This is a genomic window from Bradyrhizobium betae (genome assembly GCF_004123905.1).
GTDB lineage: Bacteria > Pseudomonadota > Alphaproteobacteria > Rhizobiales > Xanthobacteraceae > Bradyrhizobium > Bradyrhizobium betae_A.
Genome location: NZ_MZXW01000035.1, coordinates 465870 through 483522, shown reverse-complemented (window position 1 = coordinate 483522; position 17653 = coordinate 465870). Strand labels below are relative to the sequence as shown.

The 17653-nt window shown below is 64.3% G+C and carries 15 protein-coding genes; 9 read left to right on the top strand and 6 right to left on the bottom strand.

Translation table 11 applies throughout. From position 1 onward, the window contains the following. Positions 1 to 122 precede the first annotated feature (122 nt). The 5 genes from B5V03_RS27465 to B5V03_RS27445 all read left to right on the top strand — a co-directional run bounded on the left by B5V03_RS27465 (position 123) and on the right by B5V03_RS27445 (position 3867). A complete protein-coding gene (locus B5V03_RS27465; RefSeq protein WP_129273475.1) occupies positions 123 to 1241 on the top strand; it encodes a helix-turn-helix transcriptional regulator in 1119 nt (372 codons plus the stop codon). Between the two features lie 108 nt (positions 1242 to 1349). After that, on the top strand, positions 1350 to 2468 hold the full coding sequence (locus B5V03_RS27460; protein WP_129273474.1) for a helix-turn-helix transcriptional regulator: 1119 nt from the start codon (positions 1350 to 1352) through the stop codon (positions 2466 to 2468). A gap of 239 nt (positions 2469 to 2707) precedes the next feature. Continuing rightward, positions 2708 to 2944 (top strand): hypothetical protein, encoded by a 237-nt coding sequence (locus B5V03_RS27455; protein ID WP_349643403.1) that lies wholly within the window; start codon positions 2708 to 2710, stop codon positions 2942 to 2944. Next, positions 2898 to 3122, top strand: coding sequence for a hypothetical protein (locus B5V03_RS27450; protein ID WP_245502352.1), 225 nt, complete (start codon positions 2898 to 2900; stop codon positions 3120 to 3122). The genes B5V03_RS27455 and B5V03_RS27450 overlap by 47 nt, the downstream gene beginning before the upstream one ends. 16 nt (positions 3123 to 3138) lie before the next feature. Continuing rightward, positions 3139 to 3867 (top strand): sulfite exporter TauE/SafE family protein, encoded by a 729-nt coding sequence (locus tag B5V03_RS27445; protein ID WP_129273471.1) that lies wholly within the window; start codon positions 3139 to 3141, stop codon positions 3865 to 3867. Here B5V03_RS27445 and B5V03_RS27440 read toward each other — a convergent pair. Continuing rightward, complete coding sequence (locus tag B5V03_RS27440) at positions 3864 to 7052, bottom strand: efflux RND transporter permease subunit (RefSeq protein ID WP_129273470.1); 3189 nt, start codon at positions 7050 to 7052, stop codon at positions 3864 to 3866. The two genes, B5V03_RS27445 and B5V03_RS27440, sit on opposite strands and share 4 nt — an antisense overlap. A 133-nt stretch (positions 7053 to 7185) precedes the next feature. Then, positions 7186 to 8427 (bottom strand): efflux RND transporter periplasmic adaptor subunit, encoded by a 1242-nt coding sequence (locus B5V03_RS27435; RefSeq protein ID WP_129273469.1) that lies wholly within the window; start codon positions 8425 to 8427, stop codon positions 7186 to 7188. 201 nt (positions 8428 to 8628) lie between these two features. Here B5V03_RS27435 and B5V03_RS27430 point away from each other — a divergent pair, with 201 nt between their 5' ends. Further along, entirely contained in the window at positions 8629 to 9258 is a 630-nt protein-coding gene (locus B5V03_RS27430) for a TetR/AcrR family transcriptional regulator (protein ID WP_129273468.1), read from the top strand. Between the two features lie 34 nt (positions 9259 to 9292). On the opposite strand, the gene B5V03_RS27425 is transcribed toward B5V03_RS27430, so the two are convergent. The 4 genes from B5V03_RS27425 to B5V03_RS27410 all read right to left on the bottom strand — a co-directional run bounded on the left by B5V03_RS27425 (position 9293) and on the right by B5V03_RS27410 (position 13740). Beyond that, entirely contained in the window at positions 9293 to 9877 is a 585-nt protein-coding gene (locus B5V03_RS27425; RefSeq protein ID WP_129273467.1) for a DUF1349 domain-containing protein, read from the bottom strand. Positions 9878 to 10120: 243 nt separating this feature from the next. Continuing rightward, positions 10121 to 11488 (bottom strand): MFS transporter, encoded by a 1368-nt coding sequence (locus B5V03_RS27420; RefSeq protein WP_129273466.1) that lies wholly within the window; start codon positions 11486 to 11488, stop codon positions 10121 to 10123. Between the two features lie 75 nt (positions 11489 to 11563). Next, positions 11564 to 13093: an aldehyde dehydrogenase gene (locus B5V03_RS27415; protein ID WP_129273465.1), complete on the bottom strand. Its 1530-nt coding sequence runs from the start codon at positions 13091 to 13093 to the stop codon at positions 11564 to 11566. Next, positions 13090 to 13740 carry a GntR family transcriptional regulator gene (locus tag B5V03_RS27410; RefSeq protein WP_129273464.1) on the bottom strand — a complete coding sequence of 217 codons (651 nt, stop codon included), beginning with the start codon at positions 13738 to 13740 and terminating at the stop codon, positions 13090 to 13092. Before B5V03_RS27410 ends, B5V03_RS27415 begins: the two co-directional genes overlap by 4 nt. A gap of 145 nt (positions 13741 to 13885) precedes the next feature. On the opposite strand from B5V03_RS27410, the gene B5V03_RS27405 reads away from it, so the two are divergent. The 3 genes from B5V03_RS27405 (at position 13886) to guaD (ending at position 17651) form a co-directional block, all read left to right on the top strand. Further along, the gene (locus tag B5V03_RS27405; protein WP_164988319.1) at positions 13886 to 14659 is read left to right on the top strand and encodes an alpha/beta fold hydrolase; all 774 of its coding nucleotides are present in this window, start codon (positions 13886 to 13888) and stop codon (positions 14657 to 14659) included. Between the two features lie 362 nt (positions 14660 to 15021). After that, on the top strand, positions 15022 to 16257 hold the full coding sequence (locus tag B5V03_RS27400; RefSeq protein ID WP_129273462.1) for a multidrug effflux MFS transporter: 1236 nt from the start codon (positions 15022 to 15024) through the stop codon (positions 16255 to 16257). After that, positions 16254 to 17651: a guanine deaminase gene (guaD, locus tag B5V03_RS27395; protein ID WP_129273461.1), complete on the top strand. Its 1398-nt coding sequence runs from the start codon at positions 16254 to 16256 to the stop codon at positions 17649 to 17651. Before B5V03_RS27400 ends, guaD begins: the two co-directional genes overlap by 4 nt. The last annotated feature ends 2 nt before the right edge of the window (positions 17652 to 17653 follow it).

Genomic DNA, 17653 nt, shown 5'->3' with positions numbered 1-17653 from the left:
GAACGCGACGCCCGCCGGCCGGGCGCCATCCGCCCGGCCGGCGCCTCCTCCGATCGGAGGATGCCGCATGCACTGGTTGTGCTAGGCTTGGTGATATTGATCACTCTGGCCATTTAAAACCCATGCACGGACCTCGGAAGCTGCCGGAACTGGTCGAGTCCATCTATGACGCGGGGCTCGACCCCTCGCTGTGGGACAATGTCGTCACCGGCATTCGCGATTTCGTCGGCGGTCAGGCCTGCGGGCTGTTTTCCAAGGATTCGATCAGCAAGTTCGGCGTCACGCACTATTATTGCGGGGCGGACCCGCACTACATCCAACTCTATTCCGAGACCCATTCGAAATTCGACCCGCTGACGGTGCTGCCGCCACACGGCCGGATCGTCAGCATCCCCGAGCTGGTCAATTTCGAGGAATATCGGAGAGGGCGTTTCTACCAGGAATGGATGCGGCCGCAGGGGTGCAGCGATGCGGCCAATGTCGTGCTCGACAAGTCGAATGCGAGCTGCCCGGTGATGATGACGGTGTTGTCCGGCCGGCGCATGGTCGATCCCGCGATGAAGCATCGTCTCTCGCTCATCGTCCCGCACGCCAGCCGCGCGCTGCTGATCAACCGCGCCATCGATTCGAAATTGACCCTGGCGACCGCGCTGGCCGACGTCCTGGACAATCTGGCATCCGGCATCTTCCTGCTCGATGCGGCTTGCCGCCTGGTGCATGCCAATTCCGCAGGGCATGCCTTGCTCGCAGCCGACGACGTGGTTCGCGCCGTCGCAGGACAGCTCGTGACCTGCAGCCCGGAGGCCAATCAGACGCTGCGCGAAGCATTCGCGACGCGCAATGACGTTACTCGGCTTGCCGCCAGGGACCGTGCGATTCCGCTGCTGTCACCCACGGGCGAGCGCTATGTCGCGCATGTTTTGCCGCTGTCGTCCGTGCTGCGGAACGGTAGCGAGCAAGTGGTCGATACTGTCGGTGCGCTGCTGCTGCGCAAGGTGTCGCTCGGCGGGCAGTCCTATGGCGAATTGATTGCGCGGACCTTCGATCTCACGCCGGCCGAGCTGCGCGTGTTCCTCTCGATCGTCGAGGTCGGCGGCGTTCCGGAGACGGCGGCCGCGCTGGGAATTGCGGAAACGACCGCGAAGACGCATTTGCATCGCGTCTTCGCCAAGACCGGGGTGTCCCGGCAGGCCGATCTCGTCAAGCTCGCGGCCGGGTTCTCCAATCCGCTGGTCCATTGATCGTTGAATCGCCGCCGGAGTTGAACCTTTTGCTCCCGTGATCGACTCACAAAAGCCGCCGGGCACGAAGAACATTTCGCTGTCTCCATGTGACCATTGGCTCTTCCGATGCCCCGACCTCCCAAACAGTCCGAGTTGATCGAGAATATCTATGACGCTGGTCTCCACCCTGAGTTGTGGGGCGATGTCGTCGTTATGCTCAACGCGTTCGTCGGCAGCCAGGCCTGCGGCCTGATCTCGAAAGACCCGGTCAGCAAATCAGGCGCGACGCATTATTACTGCGGCGTCGATCCGCACTACATCCAGCTCTATGCCGAGACCTACGCGCAGTATGATCCGCTGGCGCGGCTGCCGCGGTACGGCGAGGTGCGCAACATCCCCGATCTCGTCGATTACGACGAATATCGCCGTGGCCGTTTCTATCAGGAATGGCTGCGCCCGCAGGGCTGCATCGATGTCGCCAACGTGGTGCTGGAGCAGTCGAAGTCGCCATGCCCGATGCTGATGACCGTGATCCCGGGCAGGCAGATGCTCGACGCGGAGCAGCGCGCGCGGATGCAGTCCCTGGTTCCGCATGCGAGCCGGGCGCTGCTGATCAACAAGGCGATCGAGCGGAAGCAGCAGCGGGCGACCGCGCTCGCCGATGTCGTCGACCGGTTGAATGCCGGCGTTATCCTGCTCGATGCAGCCTGTCATATCGTCCACAGCAATCCGGCCGCGGAGACGATTTTGGCCGCCGACGATGTCCTGCGGTCGGTCGCAGGCCGGCTGGTGGCAAGGTCCACTGCGGCGAGTTCAGCGTTGCGCGATATCTTCCGCGACGCCGGCGGGGTTGCCCTGGCTGCGGCTTCGGGGCGGAAGATTCCGCTGATGTCGCATGACGGCTCCCACTACGTCGCGCACGTCATCGCGCTGCCGTCGCTGCTGCGCGAGGGCGCGGCCGAACGCACGTCCGCCGTCGGGGCCCTGTTCATCTGGAAGGCGGAGCTTGACGGCCGCTCCTGTGCGGGCGTCATCGACCGCACGTTCGAACTCACGCCTGCGGAACTCAGGGTTCTACAATCGATCGTCGAGATCGGCGGCGTGCCGGAGACGGCTATCGCGCTCGGCATCGCCGAGACCACGGTGAAGACGCATCTGCATCGCGTGTTCGCCAAGACCGGCGTTTCGCGCCAGGCCGATCTCGTCAAGCTCGCGGCCGGATTCTCCAATCCGCTCGTGCACTGACGCGCATGCGGGTCGCTCCAGCTCGCAATAGGTTCAATCAGGAGCATCATTAGAAAGTTATCGCGCGTCATTCGATTGGGTGACGCGACTTTCGGCGTTCTCACCTACGAGACGTCATACGATCTGTTGTTTGACGCGTTCGATCGTTGTGTGAAGCAACTCACTGCAAGCGGGAGTGAATCCCGTCAATCTCGCCCACAGGTTGAGAGGAGATTGTCATGCGAACAAGGTTACCGAATTTGGCAGGCCGGTTCCGCAGCATTGCCGCGCGGGCCGGCGCGGCGTTCCACGTGCAGCGCGAGATCGAGGCGCGTCGCGCGTTGCAGCGCTACCGCCACCTGCTGGAGCAGCCGCACGACACATTGCCTTTGAATGAAATCATTCCGGTCAGCAACGAAGAGGACGTTTCAGGACATGCCTACGGATCTGATGCGCACGAGCGCGCCGCCGGCCACCCCGCGTTCGAACGCGCGTAACGCCAACATCGTTGCGGTCGCGCTGACCGCCGCACTGGTCGCGCTTCAGCTGGTCGGGCTCGCGATGCTGGAACGGTCTCACGCGCAGCCGGTCTCGTCGTCGCAGGTGAGTGGAAGCGAGCCGGTGCTCTGCACCGGCAGCGTCGAGGTCCCCGTACCACAATCGCATTACGATTGATCCGAGAGGACGCATCGTGCCTGACATCGCAACCAGCCTTCTGCTCAGCGTCGCCGTGTTCGCAGGCGCCTTCGTCTCGGGTCTCTCGGGCTTCGCCTTCTCCGCGGTGGCGGGCGCCATTCTGCTCCGGGTGTTTCAGCCGCTGGAGGCCGTGCCGCTGATGATGGCGTGCAGCATCGGCGTGCAGGCGACCAATCTGTGGGCGCTCCGGCGCAACATTCGCTGGGAGGGCAGCCTGCTGCTGATCGTCGGCGGATTGATCGGCGTTCCCATCGCGGTGTCGCTATTGCAGTCAACGGACACACATCTGCTCCGGCGCGGTTTTGGCATCATCGTCGCATTGTACGCGGCGTACATGCTGCTGCGGCCGACGCTGGTGACGGCCAGTGAAGCCGTCGGCCGCCACTGGGTCGCGCTGATCGGATTCGGGGGAGGGCTGGTCGGCGGGCTCACCGCCATGCCCGGGGCGATCCCGACGATCTGGTGCGACATGCGCGGCATGCCCAAGAGCGAGCAGCGCGGCCTGGTACAGCCGTTCATTGCGGCGATGCAGCTCTTTGCGATCGCGCTATTGGTCGGGCACCAAGATCTCTCGTCAAAAGTCTTGGTCGATCTCGCGATCAGCCTGCCGGCGTTGTTCGCAGGTTCGGCGCTCGGCGTGATCGCCTTTCACCGGGTCAACGAGACGGTCTTTCGCAAGACCGTGCTCGTTCTGTTGTTGATCTCGGGGATTTCCCTGATCTAGTGACCCGCAGTTTGAATCGGCGCCGCGCTGATGTCGCTGCCGTGATGCACCAGCGGCTTGTTGCCGGTGACGGTTCGCAGCAGCACGTAGAACACCGGCGTCAGGAACAGGCCGAACACGGTGACGCCGATCATGCCGGAGAACACCGCGACACCCATCGCGCGCCGCATCTCCGAGCCCGCGCCGGTCGAAAGCACCAGCGGCAGCACGCCCATGATGAACGCCATCGACGTCATCAGGATCGGGCGCAATCGCAGCCGGCTCGCCTCGATCGCAGCCCGGATCGGCGTGCGTCCGGCGAATTCGAGCTCGCGCGCGAATTCGACGATCAGGATCGCGTTCTTGGCCGAGAGTCCCACCAGCACGATCAGGCCGATCTGGGTGAAGACGTTGTTGTCGCCCTTGGAGATCCAGACGCCGAACATTGCCGCCAGCAGGCCCATCGGCACGATCATGATGATCGAGAGCGGCAGGGTCAGGCTCTCATAGAGCGCGGCCAGCACCAGGAACACCAGCAGGATCGCCAGCGGGAACACCCAGAGCCCGGAATTGCCGGCGATGAACTCCTGATAGGTCAGGTCGGTCCATTCGAAGGCAAAGCCTGGCGGCAACGTCTCCGCCGCGATCCGCGTCGCGACTTCCTGCGCCTGGCCCGATGAGAAGCCGGGCGCGGCGGCCGCGTTGATGTCGGACGACAGGAACCCGTTGTAGCGGATCGCGCGCTCGGGCCCCGCGCTCTGGCGGATCTTCAGCAGCGCCGACAGCGGCACCATGTCGCCGGAGGACGAGCGCACCTTCAACTGCCTGATGTCGTCGGCCCGCGCGCGGAACGGCGCATCGGCCTGGACGTAGACGGAGTAGGTGCGGCCGAATTTGTTGAAGTCGTTGACGTAGTAGGACCCCAAATAGATCTGCAGCGTGTTGAACACTTCCGTCACGGGCACGCCCAACTGCAGCGCCTTGGTGCGGTCGATGTCGGCGAACAGCTGCGGCACGTTGACCTGGAAGCTCGAGAACACGCCGGCGATCTCCGGCGCTTTCTGCATCGCCGCCATGAACGCTTTCGTCGCCTCGTTCAGCGCGTCATAGCCGAGACCGGCACGGTCCTCGATCTGCAGCTTGAAGCCGCCGATAGTGCCGAGACCGTTGACCGGCGGCGGCGGGAACATGGCGATGAAGGCTTCCTGGATCCCGGCGTATTTCTTGTTGAGGTCGGCGGCGATTGCATTGCCGCTCAGTTCGGGACCCTTGCGCTCGTCGAATGGCTTCAGCGTCGAGAACACGATGCCGGCGTTGGAGGAGTTGGTGAAACCGGCGATCGACAGACCCGGGAACGCGACCGAACTCTCGACACCGGGCTGGGTCAGCGCGACGTCGCTCATCTTGCGGATCACTTCTTCGGTGCGGTCGAGCGCAGCACCATCGGGCAACCGCGAGAAGCCAACCAGATATTGCTTGTCCTGGCCCGGCACGAATCCACCAGGCACTTGCTGGAACAGGAAGGCGGTCACGCCGACCAGCACCACATAGAGCCCCATCACCGCGGCCTTGCCCGAGATCACCTTGGTGACGGTGCCGCTGTAATTCTCCGAGGAGCGCGTAAAGGCCTTGTTGAAGCCGCGGAAGAACCAGCCAAGGCCCTTTTCCATGATGATCGTCAGCCGGTCCTTCGGCTCGTTATGCCCCTTGAGCAGCAGTGCCGACAGCGCCGGCGACAGTGTCAGCGAGTTGACGGCCGAGATCACGGTCGAGATCGCAATCGTCAGCGCGAATTGCTTGTAGAACTGCCCGGTGAGGCCGGAGATGAAGGCGAGCGGCACGAACACCGCAATCAGCACCATCGCAATCGCAATGATCGGCCCCGAGACTTCGCGCATCGCCTGGTAGGTGGCATCGCGCGGCGACAGCCCGCCCTCGATGTTGCGCTCGACGTTCTCGACCACGACGATGGCATCATCGACCACGATGCCGATCGCGAGCACCAGGCCAAACAGGCTGAGCGCGTTGATGGAGAAGCCGAACAGGTGCATCACTGCAAACGTGCCGACGATTGACACCGGCACCGCGAGCAGCGGAATGATCGAGGCGCGCCAGGTCTGCAGGAACAGGATCACCACCAGCACCACCAGCGCGATCGCCTCCAGCAGCGTGTGGATCACGGCCTCGATCGAGGAGCGCACGAACTGGGTGGGGTCGTAGACGATCTGGTAGGACACGCCCTCCGGCATGTTCTTCTTGATCTCGGCCATGGTGGCGCGGACGTGATCGGAAATCTCGAGCGCATTGGAGCCGGGCGCCTGGAAGATCGGGATGGCGACGGCCTGCTTGTTGTCGAGCAGCGAGCGCAGGCCGTATTCGGAAGCGCCAAGCTCGATGCGGGCGACGTCGCGCAGCCGCACCACTTCGCCGCGCGTGCCGGTCTTGACCACGATGTCGCCGAACTGCTCCTCGTTGGCGAGCCGCCCTTCCGCATTGACGGACATTTGCAGATCGATACCCCTGACATTCGGGGAGGAGCCGACCACGCCGGCGGCGGCCTCGACGTTCTGCGCCTGGATCGCCTTGACGATGTCGCTGGCGGTCAGGCCGTGCTCGGCGGCCTTCTGCGGATCGACCCAGACCCGCATCGAATAGTCGCCGGCACCATAAAGCTGCACGTCGCCGACGCCATCGATCCGCGCCAGCCGGTCCTTGACGTTGAGCACCGCGTAGTTACGCAGATACGTCATGTCGTAACGGCCGTTCGGCGATAGCAAATGCACGACCATGGTGAGGTCGGGCGACGACTTCTTCGTGATGATGCCGAGCTGGCGCACCACGGCGGGCAGGCGCGGCTCGGCCTGCTGCACGCGGTTCTGCACCAGCTGCGTCGCCTTGTCAGGATCGGTGCCGAGGCGGAACGTCACCGTCAGCGTCATCGCGCCGTCGGTGGTCGCCTGGCTCGACATGTAGAGCATGCCTTCGACGCCGTTGATCTGCTCCTCGATCGGTGTTGCCACCGTCTCCGCGATCACCTTGGGATTGGCGCCGGGATAGGTCGCGCGCACCAGCACCGAGGGAGGCACGACATCGGGGTACTCCGAGATCGGCATTGCGAACAGCGAGATCAGCCCCGCGAGGAAAATCAGGACCGACAGCACGCCGGCGAAAATCGGACGATCGATGAAGAATTTTGAGAGATTCATGGCCTTGCCCCTGCGCGAGAGACAGCTCTCCCGTCACCGGGACGCGAGCTGTGCCCGCGACTCCGGAATCGGGATGCGATGTCTTGGTCGTTATGACTTGATCATTCCGGGCGCGCGGCCCGGAATGAGGTAACTAGCGTTGCACCACGTCCTGGTCGCTGTGGTTCGATGCCTGCTGCCCACGCGCGCCCATCGCGGCGACCTCCGTCTTGAGGAGGGCGCCGGGACGCACGCGCTGCAAGCCGTTGACCACGATGCGGTCGCCGGGCTTCAGGCCCGTGGTGACAATGCGAAGACCGTCGACAGCGCCACCAAGCGTGATCGGACGATAGACGGCGCGGCTGTCGTCACCGACCGCCATCACGAACTTCTTGTCCTGGTCGGTGCCGATCGCGCGTTCGTCGATCATCACCAGCGCCTGCTGCTTGGGCTGGCCCATGCGCACACGGGCGAACTGGCCGGGGATGAGACGCCCGTCGTCGTTCCGGAACACCGCGCGGACGCGGATGGTGCCGCTCTGGCCGTTGACCTGGTTGTCGATGAGCTGGATGTGGCCCTTCGCCGAGAGGCCGCCCGACGTCGCCATCTCCACCGGGATCTGGTCGAGCTTGCCGCGCTGCCCGGAAGCGTCTGCGATCGAGTTCAGTGCGCGCAACACCACTTCTTCATCCGCATCGAACGAGGCGTAGATCGGATTGACCGAGACCAGCGAGGTCAGGACCGGCGAGGCGGTGCCGGCGGCGACGAGGTTGCCGACGGTGATCTCGAACTTGCCGACGCGGCCGTCCACGGGCGCGCGCACCTCGGTGTAGTCGAGATTGAGCTTTGCGGTCTGGAGCGTCGCTTCGGCTGCCTTCACATTCGCGATGGCTTCGCGATTGGCGTTGTCGCGCTGGTCATAGTCACGCCGCGTGACCACGGCGTTACCGACCAGCTGCGCGCCGCGCTCGAGCTCGCTCTGGGTGAAGACGACGCGCGCTTTCGCAGCCTCGAGCTGGGCGGCGGCCTTGTCGACCTCGGCCGCGTAAGGCGCCGGATCGATCTTGAAGAGCACGTCACCGGCCTTCACCAGCGCGCCTTCAGTAAAATTGGTCGAGAGGATCGCACCCGCAACGCGCGGGCGAAGCTCGACGCGCTGGATGGCCTCGAGCCGGCCCGAAAAATCGTCCCACAGCACGGTCTGCTTGGGTTCGATCAACGCGACGGTGACGGGCACGGCTTGTTCAGCCGCGGCGGCCGTTGCCGTCGCCTGGGCTGCACGGAAGTAGTGGCCGGTCGCGATCGAGCCGGCTGCGGCGAGGACGCCCACGATGGCGACGCCGCCGAGAAGACGGCGGACACGGCCCGGGCGAGAGGTGTTTTGGGACGGGGGCATTTGCGCGCTCCAGATATGTAGTGTTCACTACAGATGTGGATCTGGATATCGCAGCGCAAGATACTTATGTACCGTTCACTAAGAAAATTGTAGCCGCTTACCGCAAGAGTTGGCAAGCGGAACAGAAAATAAAGTGAGAACAAATAGATAGGGTCGGGTGTTAGGTTGAGGGACGGCGCCGATTCCAAGGAGAACAGGCACATGGGCATGGGACGCCCCCGCGAATTCGACGCTGAAATGGCGTTGGACCAGGCGATGGAAGTGTTTTGGCGCCATGGCTATGAGGGCGCCACCATTGCCCAGCTGACCGAGGCCATGGGCATCAACCCCCCGAGCCTCTACGCCTGCTTCGGCAATAAGGAAGGCCTGCTGAAGGCCGCGCTCGACCGCTACACCAAATTGCGCGGCGTCTGGATGGACGAGGTGGTGGCCGCACCGACCGCCCGCGAGGTTGCCGAGCGGATGCTGATGGGCATCGCCGACAAGCAGACCGATCCCGCCAATCCGCCCGGCTGCCTGCTGGTGCAGGGCGGCATCGCCTGCGGCACCGGCTCCGAAAACGTGCCCTTCGAACTCGCCGCCCGCCGTGCCCAGAACGAAGACCAGCTTCGCGACCGCTTTGTTCGCGCTAAGGCGGAAGGCGATCTCAAGGAGAGCGCGGATCCCGCCGCGTTGGCGCGCTATGTCTCGGCAGTGGCAGTCGGCATGGGCGTGATGGCGTCGTCAGGCGCGGATCGTGAAGCGCTGCGGCAAGTTGCCGATGTCGCCGTGCAGGCGGTCGAGGCGCAGTCGGCGGCTGAGGAGAGGCGAGTGGCAGGTCTCCGTGGGTGAACGATCATCTGCGCGCTCGGGGCCTGGTAACCGCTCAGCTCAGGTCGTGCAGGTCCTTTCCAAGCGGCGGTGTTAGACGAAACGTCGAGAATACGACTTCGAGCCCCGCGCGTTCGGGTGTGCAGGCCATCGGCCCCACAAGGTATGAGCTTGCGCTCGGAAACGGCGCGAGCCGCGTGAGAGGCCAGTACTTGCCGTCGGCCGAAACTTGCAGACGAAGGACGCCGTCGGCGACGGTTGCGCGCATCCAGAAGTCACCGGCGTCATGCTCATAGGGCGCCGTTGCCCAGTCCGATCGCCCATCCGTTAGCACGCTCGCGAGCATGGCGCGGCCGTCCGAGAGTTCGATCCCGGCCTTGACCCAATGGTGCGCGTCGATGCGCACCATGATGCCCGCCTGATCGTAGAGCGCCTGGAACTGACCCTGAACGCGCAAACTGGCGGTGAACGCCGCGCCGGTTGGAAAGCCCAGGAAATGCCCGCTGTCGCGATTGAAGCCGTAGTGGGTTTCGCGCCAGAAGTCGGAGCCTTTGTCAGTGACGATCCGGAGACTATCGCCCTCTGCCGTCCATCGTTCCGGTTCATTTAGCCACACACCATCACTTCTGCGGAAACTCATTTCTCACCTCGATTGCCGAAGTCTGCCGGGCTCGATCCATCGGCTGGCCAAGCATGGCATTGTGCAAACTGAGATCGCGGAGGCAACCTCGCCGGCCCGGATTTTTCGCGGCGGCTGGGGGCCAACGTCGCGTGCTGCGCTCGAGGCGCGATCGGCGCGGAATGAGGTCGCGATCAGTGAGCGCAGCAACGTATGACGCTCCGATGTGAGCATCGGAGCGTCCGCAGTGCAGGCCACCAATCGTCAGGACGCTTCCTTGAGAACCGGTGCCGCCGTTTCCTCGGCCTTCAGCTCCTCGAGGCTGCGATGCCTGGGCTCGATGCCCAGCGCCCAGACCGTGATGATCTGCACCACCAAGAGACCAATCATCAGCGCCATCACGCCGGCCACGCCGCGCGACTCGAACAGCGACACCACGAGGAACGGCGTGACGATGGTGGCGCCGCGCCCCAGCGTGTTGACGATGCCGGACGCGCGCAGGCGGACCTCGGTCGGAAACAGTTCGGGGATGTAGATGCCGAACAGGAGCGCGACCAGGACGTAGATCGGCACCGTCAGCGCAAAGCCCACCGCCGGCAGCAGGATCGGATCCGAGATCATGGGGTAGAGGATGCCCAGCGCCACCGTGACAAGGGACGCGCCGATGATGGTGGGTTTGCGGCCCCAGCGGTCGGCGGTCAATGCACCGATGGCCGAGCCGACGGGGGCGCCGAGTGCCATCAGCAGCGAATAGCCGAACGAGGTCGCGATCGAGAGGCCCTGCTTAACGAAGAATACGGGCAGCCAGGTCACGAAACCATAGAGCAGGGTGTTGATCGTGATCAGGCAGACGGCGCCGACGATCATCCGCGACAGCAAAGGCGCGGTGAACAGCGTGCCGAGATCGGCGGAGACCGGCGCCGGCAGGACGGGCGAGGGAGCAGGCAAGGGTTGGCCTTGCGCCGCCTCCTTCTCGATGGCTTGCATCAGCGCTTCCGCTTCTGCGGTGCGCCCCACCGCTTCCAGCCAGCGCGGCGATTCCGGCAGCGACTTGCGCATGTACCAAACCACCAGGGCGCCGACGCCGCCGAGCACGAACATCGAGCGCCAGCCGAATTGCGGCACCACCACGGACGCAATCAACAGCGCCACGGGCAAACCGGTGACGACGCACACGGTCGTGAAGCCGAGCCATTTGCCGCGGGTGCGCGCGGGCACGAATTCCGTCATCGTCGAATAACCGACGACGTTCTCGGCGCCAAGACCGACGCCCATCACGAAGCGGCAGGCGATCAGAAAGGCCATGTTTGGCGAGAACGCCGCGGCGAGCGAAGCGATGCCGAAGAGGAGCAAATTGAATTGATAGGTGAAGCGGCGTCCGTAGCGGTCGCCGAGGAAGCCGGTGCCGAACGATCCCAGCATCATGCCGACGAAGGTCGCGGAGATGAAAACAGCGTTCTGTGCGAGGGTCGAAAAGCCCGTCTTCAGCGTGACGCTGAGCACGGTGCCGGCGATGTAGATGTCGAAGCCATCGAAAAACATGCCGATGCCGATCAGCAGCATGATGCGGCGATGGAATGGCCCGATCGGCAGCCGATCGAGACGGCTGCCTGCGTTTACCGGTGTCGACATATACGCTCTCCCCTGACTGTTATTCTGGTTGATGCGGCCGCCTTCTATGAGCGATCTGCCGCTGGTCGTGTCTGGCTAGTTCAGTCGCTTCTGGTTGGCCGTGTCGCGATACCAGTCGAATGGCTGCTCGTGGGTCGCGACCATCACGCTCTTGGTGTTGAAGTGGTCGTTAAAACTCTCGGTGCCGCATTCGCGGCCGATGCCGGACTCGTCGACGCCGCCCCAGGGCGAGGCCGGATCGAGCCGGTGGTGATCGTTGATCCAGACGATGCCGGCCTTGACCGACGCCGCGACACGATGGGCGCGGGCGACGTCGCGGGTGCGGATCGCGGCAGCAAGCCCAAACGGCGAGTCGTTGGCCAGCCGCAGCGCATCGGCCTCGTCCTTGAACGGCGTCACCGAGGTGAAGGGCCCGAACACTTCCTCCTGGAAGATGCGCATGTCGGATCTGACGTCGGCGAACACGGTCGGCTCAACGAAATAGCCGTTGTCGTGACCCGGTACCTTCGCGGCAACGCCGCCGGTGACGAGACGCGCGCCGTCGGCATGACCGTAGCCCACGTAGGCGAGAACACGGTCGCGCTGCCGGGCGGAGATCACGGGGCCCATCTGCGTGCTCGCATCGAAGGGATCGCCGACGCGGATGGTGCGGGTCTTGGCCTGCAGCTTCTCGACGAACTCGTCGTAGATCGAGGCCTGGACGATATGGCGCGAGGCGCAGACGCAGGTCTGGCCGGCGCCGATGAAGGCGCCGAACGCGGCGTAGTTGACGGCGCGGTCGACGTCGAAATCGTCGAACACCATCACCGGCGTCTTGCCGCCAAGCTCCATGGTCTGATGCGCAAACACCTTTGCGGCCGCGCTGCCGGCGATGCGGCCTGCCTCGGTGCCGCCGGTCAGGACCAGCTTGTTGATGTCGCCATGCTCGGCCAGCATCTTGCCGGCGTTTTGGCCAAGGCCGAGCACGATGTTGAAGACGCCGGGCGGAAGGCCCGCTTCGGTGAAGATCTGCGCGAGCTTCAAGGTCGTCAGCGGCGTGTATTCGGACGGCTTGACCACCGTGACACATCCGGTCGCCAGCACCACGGCGAGCGACTTGCACAGGATCATCAGCGGATGGTTGAACGGCGTGCAATTGGCGACGATGCCGATCGGCGTGCGGAGCGTGTAGTTGAGATACGCGCCTTCGACGGGGATCACGGAGTCGCGGCGCGCGAGCGCAACACCAGCAAAGTACCGGAAGAAATCGGGCAGGCGGGAAAGCTGGGCGCGGGTTTCATTGATCGGGCGGCCGTTGTTGAGGGTCTCCAGCCGGTACAGGCTGTCGAGGTTGGCCTCGAACGCATCGGCGAGCTTGTTCACCAGCCTGGCCCGCGTGCGCGTGTCCATGCCACCCCAGGCCTTGCCTTCGAACGCGGCGCGGGCGCTTTTCATGGCGCGGTCAATGTCTTCGGCGGTCGAATTGGGGATGCGGGCGATCACGTCGCCGGTCGCTGGATTGCGGACATCAAGCATCGCGCCGTTGCCGGCTTCGACCTCACGCCCGTCGATGAAGTTACCATGGATTTCGACGTCGATGGACGCAGGCTTGGAGGAAATATTCATGATGACCTCTCTTCGACGATGACGGCGTTGCGCCTCAGCGCCGGCAGCACCCGTTTTTCGGTGGCCCCGATATGGGCCTTGATGATGCGCGCGGCGGTTCGGGTCTCGCGGCTCTGCATGGCGTCGATCAGGGCGACGTGCTCGGCGACGAGCTTTGCGGGGTCGTGGCCTTTCAAATTGGACACGCTGACGCGGACCAGCCGGTCGGCCTGGCCGATCAGGTCGCACAGAGCCGTCGCCATGCGGCGATTGCCGGACGCATGCGCGAGCGCGGTGTGAAAGCCGCGATTGTAGGCGATGAAGTCTTCGTGGTTGCCGGCGAAGCGGCGAAATTCGTCGAGCGATTTCAGAACGCTGTCGGGCGCGCGCTCGATCGCCTCGGCAACGCAGGCCGGCTCCAGCGCTAGACGGAAGCGCAGGAGATCGCGGGCGTCGGACAGCGAGATCGGGGTGACCCGGTAGCCCTGGCGCGGCTGCACCGTCACGAGGTGCTCGCGCTGCAGCCGCAGAAGCGCGTCCCGGACCGGTTGCCGGCTCACCTCATAGAGCTCGGCCAACTCCTGCTCGCGCATTTCGTCACCCGGCGCGAGGCGGCATGCTAAAATATCAGAGCGAAGCTGATCGTAGATGTTTTCGCGCAAAAGCATGTTATTTGGCCTCTTCTGGTGCCTAATATCTCAATCGTGATATTTCACGTCAAGGGCTAAAAGCTTGAATTCCCTGACAGTTGATTTATCAGTCAGGGCCTCCACGGCATGCAAACGACCGATAAAGTTGAAGGAAAGACCGGACATGGACAGGCTTCTTGCCAACGGGACCGTCAACGCCGCGCAATCGGGCGAGGGGCCGCCGCTGTTCCTGTTCCACTCGCTGCTGTCGGATCGCGCGAGTTTTGACGCGATCGTGCCTGACCTCGAAAAATCGTTTCGGACCATCGTGCCGGAATTGCCGGGGTTCGGCCGCTCACGTGCGGTCGAAGGTGGACTTGCCGCCATCGCGGACCGGATGGCCGAGGCCGTGAGGGATGCTGCGGCCGGCGCGCCGGCGATCGTGCTCGGCAACGGCTACGGTGGCTTCGTCGCCTTGCAGATGGCGATCCGTCATCCCGAGATCGCCAGCAAGCTTGTTCTCGCCGACAGCGGCGCAGCATTCTCGGAGCCCGGCCGCGACGCGTTTCGCAACATGGCGAAGGCATCGCGCGAGAAAGGCCTGGAGGCGATCACCGACGTCGCGATGCGTCGCCTGTTCGCGCCAGAATTTCAGGCGCAGCACCCGGAACTGATGCAGGATCGCCGTGCGGCGTTCCTGCGGACGGATCCTGATGTGTTTCGCGCTGCGTGCGACGCGTTGGCAAGCCTCGATCTCCGCTCAGAACTTTCCGCGGTGAAAGTGCCGACCCTCGTCCTGGTCGGCGAGCACGACGAAGCGACGCCTCCGCCGATGTCGCATGAGCTGGCCGCCGGATTGCCGCGCGCCGAGCTCAAGATCCTCGAGGGTTGCGCGCACGTGCCGCAGCTTCAATCGCCGCGCCAGTTTCTCGGAGCTCTCGAGGGTTTCTTGCCCTGATCGACAGCCACGCTTCGAAGCGGCGATGCCTTCCGAACGGTTAACGGCGTCGGCTCGGCGGCGAATTCGCGATTTCGGGATGATGCAATTCTCCTCCTGTTTTGCCCGACGTGTCAAACGCCCTCGCTGGCAAGGCCGCACCCATGCGGCGCGAAATTCTTCAGTGATTTGTACTGTGCATGGGGTTGTTTTCACGTTTTTTAGTTTGAACCGTCCCGGCCGTCCGCATTGAAGCGGACCTCCTAAGAATTTTTACACACAGTTCTGGCACGCTCCCGCGCGTCAAATCCGCAACCCGCATCGTCGCGTCTCATTGCGCGCACGAAAAGACGGGACCCGCGGGAATCGAGGGGGCGTGAGCCATGACTGCACTTGCTTCGGACGCCGGTCGCGCCAGGAGCGGGATCGTACCGATCCTGCTGTGCGTCGTGCCGTTCAGCCAGATCCCGCTCGATGCCTACACGCCCGGCCTGCCACAGATGGTGGTGGATCTCGCAACCGATTCCGCCTCGATGCAGAACACCGTCACCGCCTACATGCTCGGCATGAGTTTGGCGCTGGTGCCGGTCGGCATCGCCTCCGATACGCTCGGCCGCCGCAACGTCCTGCTCGCGGGGCTCTCGGTGCTGATCGCGATGAGCATCGCCTGCGCGCTCGCGACCAGCGCCTCGCTGCTGCTTGGCTTGCGCTTCCTGCAAGGCGTCGGCGGCTGCACCTGCCTCGTCGTTGCCTATGCGGTGGCGGCTGATTGTTTTCGCGGCCGTGAGCTCACGGCGATCTCCGGCCTGCTTGGCGCTGCCTGGGGGCTCGCGCCTGTGCTTGCGCCGGCGGCCGGCGGCTTCATCGTCGAGCTGACGTCCTGGCGCGGCGTCTTCGTCATCATTGCCATTGCAGCGGCTATCGTCGCCGCGATCGTCATGCTGCTTCTGCCGGAGACGTTGCCCGCGGAACGGCGCGCACCGTTCGACCCGCGCCGCACCGCCGGCATTTTGCGCGATGCGCTGGTTCGTCCCGGCTTCCTGGCCTTCGTGCTGGTGTTCGCCGCGGCGGCGAGCGCGCAGCTGGCGTTCGGCGTCGTCGCGCCGTTCTTCTACCAGACCGGTCTCGGCTATTCGGCGGCGATCTACGGCCTCGTTGCGCTCGGCCTTGGTGGCGTCAATCTCGCCGGCGAGCTCGGCTGCGCGCATTCCGCGAGCTGGATGCCGGCCCGCGTGATGGGCTTCGGCGCCTTCGCGCTGTTCCTCGCCGGTGCTGCGGTCCTGACCGTCACAGGCATGACCGTCGGTCTCGATTTTGCGTCGATCACGCTCGGCGGTGCGCTGGTGCTTGGCGGCTGCGGCGTGCTGTGCCCGATGATGTACGGCATGGCGCTCGGCCTGTTCGAGCGCGACCACGGCCTGATCGGCGGCCTCATCAGCGCGCTCTGCTATCTCGCGGTCAGCGGCGCCATGGCGATCGCGGCGGTGCTGCCTGAAGCCACGCAGGCGCCGATCGGCTGGCTCTATCTCGGCCTCTGCGCAATTGCCGGCACGCTGCTCGCGGTCTCGTTGCCTTCGGCGCAGCACGCCACACAGACCCAAGAAGGAACATCCTCATGACCACCGTCGGTATTCGCGGCACGTTCTTCGACTTCGTCGACGATCCCTGGAAGCACGTCGGCAACGAGCAGGCCGCCGCGCGCTTTCATCAGGACGGCCTCATGGTCGTCACTGACGGCGTCATCAAGGCGTTCGGTCCCTACGAGACGATCGCCGCCGCACATCCTGGCGTGCAGGTCACCCACATCAAGGACCGCATCATCGTTCCGGGCTTCATCGACGGCCACATCCATCTGCCGCAGACCCGCGTGCTCGGCGCCTATGGGGAGCAGTTGCTGCCGTGGCTGCAGATGTGGGTCTATCCCGAGGAGATGAAGTACAAGGACCGCAACTACGCACGCGAGGGCGTGAAGCGTTTTCTCGACGCGCTGCTCGCCTCCGGCACCACCACGTGCCAGGCCTTCACGAGTTCCTCGCCGGTCGCGACCGAAGAGCTGTTCGACGAAGCAGCCCGCCGCAACATGCGCGTGATCGCGGGCCTCACCGGCATCGATCGGAACGCGCCGGCCGACTATGTCGATACGCCCGAGAATTTTTATCGCGACAGCAAGCGGCTGATCGCAGAGTATCACAACAAGGGCCGCAACCTCTACGCCATCACGCCCCGCTTCGCCTTCGGCGCCTCGCCGGAGCTGCTGAAAGCGTGTCAGCGCCTCAAGCACGAGCATCCGGATTGCTGGGTCAACACCCACATCTCCGAGAACCCGGCCGAATGCAGCGGCGTGCTGGTCGAGCATCCGGATTGCCAGGACTATCTCGGTGTCTACGAGAAGTTCGACCTGGTCGGGCCAAAATTCTCCGGCGGCCACGGCGTCTATCTCTCGAACAACGAATTCCGCCGCATGTCGAAGAAGGGCGCGGCGGTGGTGTTCTGTCCGTGCTCGAACCTGTTCCTCGGCAGCGGCCTGTTCCGTCTCGGCCGCGCCACCGATCCCGAGCATCGCGTGAAGATGTCGTTCGGCACTGACGTGGGCGGCGGTAATCGCTTCTCGATGATCCACGTGCTGGACGATGCCTACAAGGTCGGCATGTGCAACAACACGCTGCTCGACGGCAGCATCGATCCGACGCGCAAAGACCTGGCCGAGGCCGAGCGCAACAAGCTCTCGCCCTATCGCGGCTTCTGGTCGATCACGCTCGGCGGTGCCGAGGGTCTCTACATCGACGACAAGCTCGGCAATTTCGAGCCCGGCAAGGAGGCCGATTTCGTCGCGCTCGATCCCAACGGTGGCCCGACGGCGCAGCCCTGGCATCAGTCGCTGATCGCCGATGGTGGCGGGCCGCGCTCGATGGACGAGGCCGCGAGCATGCTGTTCGCCATCATGATGGTCGGCGACGATCGCTGCGTCGACGAGACCTGGGTGATGGGCAAGCGTCTCTACAAGAAGAGCTGAAG

Bases quoted from the DNA above. Each gene is read 5' to 3' on its own strand.
- B5V03_RS27430 (WP_129273468.1), top strand. From the start codon at position 8,629: ATGGGCATGGGACGCCCCCGCGAATTCGACGCTGAAATGGCGTTGGAC.
- B5V03_RS27425 (WP_129273467.1), bottom strand. From the start codon at position 9,877: ATGAGTTTCCGCAGAAGTGATGGTGTGTGGCTAAATGAACCGGAACGA.
- guaD (WP_129273461.1), top strand. From the start codon at position 16,254: ATGACCACCGTCGGTATTCGCGGCACGTTCTTCGACTTCGTCGACGAT.
- B5V03_RS27450 (WP_245502352.1), top strand. From the start codon at position 2,898: ATGCGCACGAGCGCGCCGCCGGCCACCCCGCGTTCGAACGCGCGTAAC.
- B5V03_RS27420 (WP_129273466.1), bottom strand. From the start codon at position 11,488: ATGTCGACACCGGTAAACGCAGGCAGCCGTCTCGATCGGCTGCCGATC.
- B5V03_RS27440 (WP_129273470.1), bottom strand. From the start codon at position 7,052: ATGAATCTCTCAAAATTCTTCATCGATCGTCCGATTTTCGCCGGCGTG.
- B5V03_RS27465 (WP_129273475.1), top strand. From the start codon at position 123: ATGCACGGACCTCGGAAGCTGCCGGAACTGGTCGAGTCCATCTATGAC.
- B5V03_RS27460 (WP_129273474.1), top strand. From the start codon at position 1,350: ATGCCCCGACCTCCCAAACAGTCCGAGTTGATCGAGAATATCTATGAC.
- B5V03_RS27400 (WP_129273462.1), top strand. From the start codon at position 15,022: ATGACTGCACTTGCTTCGGACGCCGGTCGCGCCAGGAGCGGGATCGTA.
- B5V03_RS27405 (WP_164988319.1), top strand. From the start codon at position 13,886: ATGGACAGGCTTCTTGCCAACGGGACCGTCAACGCCGCGCAATCGGGC.
- B5V03_RS27415 (WP_129273465.1), bottom strand. From the start codon at position 13,093: ATGAATATTTCCTCCAAGCCTGCGTCCATCGACGTCGAAATCCATGGT.
- B5V03_RS27410 (WP_129273464.1), bottom strand. From the start codon at position 13,740: ATGCTTTTGCGCGAAAACATCTACGATCAGCTTCGCTCTGATATTTTA.
- B5V03_RS27435 (WP_129273469.1), bottom strand. From the start codon at position 8,427: ATGCCCCCGTCCCAAAACACCTCTCGCCCGGGCCGTGTCCGCCGTCTT.